Here is a 1,786-nt window from a genome sequence, read left to right on the forward strand (position 1 = left end):
GAGCGGGCTTTTCACCCGCTTTATCGTTACTTATGTCAGCATTCGCACTTCTGATACTTCCAGCATGCCTCACAGCACACCTTCGCAGGCTTACAGAACGCTCCCCTACCCAACAACACATAGTGTCGCTGCCGCAGCTTCGGTGCATGGTTTAGCCCCGTTACATCTTCCGCGCAGGCCGACTCGACCAGTGAGCTATTACGCTTTCTTTAAATGATGGCTGCTTCTAAGCCAACATCCTGGCTGTCTGTGCCTTCCCACATCGTTTCCCACTTAACCATGACTTTGGGACCTTAGCTGGCGGTCTGGGTTGTTTCCCTCTTCACGACGGACGTTAGCACCCGCCGTGTGTCTCCCGTGATAACATTCTTCGGTATTCGTAGTTTGCATCGGGTTGGTAAGTCGGGATGACCCCCTAGCCGAAACAGTGCTCTACCCCCGAAGATGAGTTCACGAGGCGCTACCTAAATAGCTTTCGGGGAGAACCAGCTATCTCCCGGTTTGATTGGCCTTTCACCCCCAGCCACAAGTCATCCGCTAATTTTTCAACATTAGTCGGTTCGGTCCTCCAGTTAGTGTTACCCAACCTTCAACCTGCCCATGGCTAGATCACCGGGTTTCGGGTCTATACCCTGCAACTTAACGCCCAGTTAAGACTCGGTTTCCCTGCGGCTCCCCTATACGGTTAACCTTGCTACAGAATATAAGTCGCTGACCCATTATACAAAAGGTACGCAGTCACACCCGAAGGTGCTCCCACTGCTTGTACGTACACGGTTTCAGGTTCTTTTTCACTCCCCTCGCCGGGGTTCTTTTCGCCTTTCCCTCACGGTACTGGTTCACTATCGGTCAGTCAGGAGTATTTAGCCTTGGAGGATGGTCCCCCCATATTCAGACAGGATACCACGTGTCCCGCCCTACTCTTCGAGTTCACAACCTGTGCATTTTGGTGTACGGGACTATCACCCTGTACCGTCGGACTTTCCAGACCGTTCCACTAACACACAAGCTGATTCAGACTCTGGGCTGCTCCCCGTTCGCTCGCCGCTACTGGGGGAATCTCGGTTGATTTCTTTTCCTCGGGGTACTTAGATGTTTCAGTTCCCCCGGTTCGCCTCGTTAACCTATGTATTCAGTTAACGATAGTGCAACGAATTGCACTGGGTTTCCCCATTCGGACATCGCCGGTTATAACGGTTCATATCACCTTACCGACGCTTTTCGCAGATTAGCACGTCCTTCATCGCCTCTGACTGCCAGGGCATCCACCGTGTACGCTTAGTCGCTTAACCTCACAACCCGAAGATGTTTCACTTCTGATTGCGAAAATTTGAGAGACTCGAACACACATTAACTGTGTGTCGTTTCAATTTTCAGCTTGATCCAGATTTTTAAAGAGCAAATATCTCAAACGTCACCCGAAGATGAGTTTTGAGATAGTTCGGCACGCGTCTTTCACTCACGAACCAGCAAGTGGCGTCCCCTAGGGGATTCGAACCCCTGTTACCGCCGTGAAAGGGCGGTGTCCTGGGCCTCTAGACGAAGGGGACACTGAAGTCTCAATCGCAAGACGCCTTGCTTCTTTACGTTCATCAGACAATCTGTGTGAGCACTACAAAGGCAGGTTCTTTAAGGTAAGGAGGTGATCCAACCGCAGGTTCCCCTACGGTTACCTTGTTACGACTTCACCCCAGTCATGAATCACAAAGTGGTAAGCGCCCTCCCGAAGGTTAAGCTACCTACTTCTTTTGCAACCCACTCCCATGGTGTGACGGGCGGTGTGTAC

General features: G+C 51.5%; 1 tRNA gene and 2 rRNA genes. All 3 read right to left on the reverse strand.

Annotated features, from left to right (window positions below):
- Nucleotides 1–1,292: ribosomal RNA gene (locus tag HHU12_RS33710) — 23S ribosomal RNA — on the reverse strand; the annotation flags it as partial.
- A gap of 182 nt (nucleotides 1,293–1,474) precedes the next feature.
- Nucleotides 1,475–1,550: transfer RNA gene (locus tag HHU12_RS33715), tRNA-Glu, on the reverse strand.
- An 85-nt stretch (nucleotides 1,551–1,635) separates the two neighbouring features.
- Nucleotides 1,636–1,786, reverse strand: a 16S ribosomal RNA gene (locus tag HHU12_RS33720); the annotation flags it as partial.

Source organism: Flammeovirga aprica JL-4 (genome assembly GCF_012844305.1).
Taxonomy (GTDB): Bacteria; Bacteroidota; Bacteroidia; order Cytophagales; family Flammeovirgaceae; genus Flammeovirga; species Flammeovirga aprica.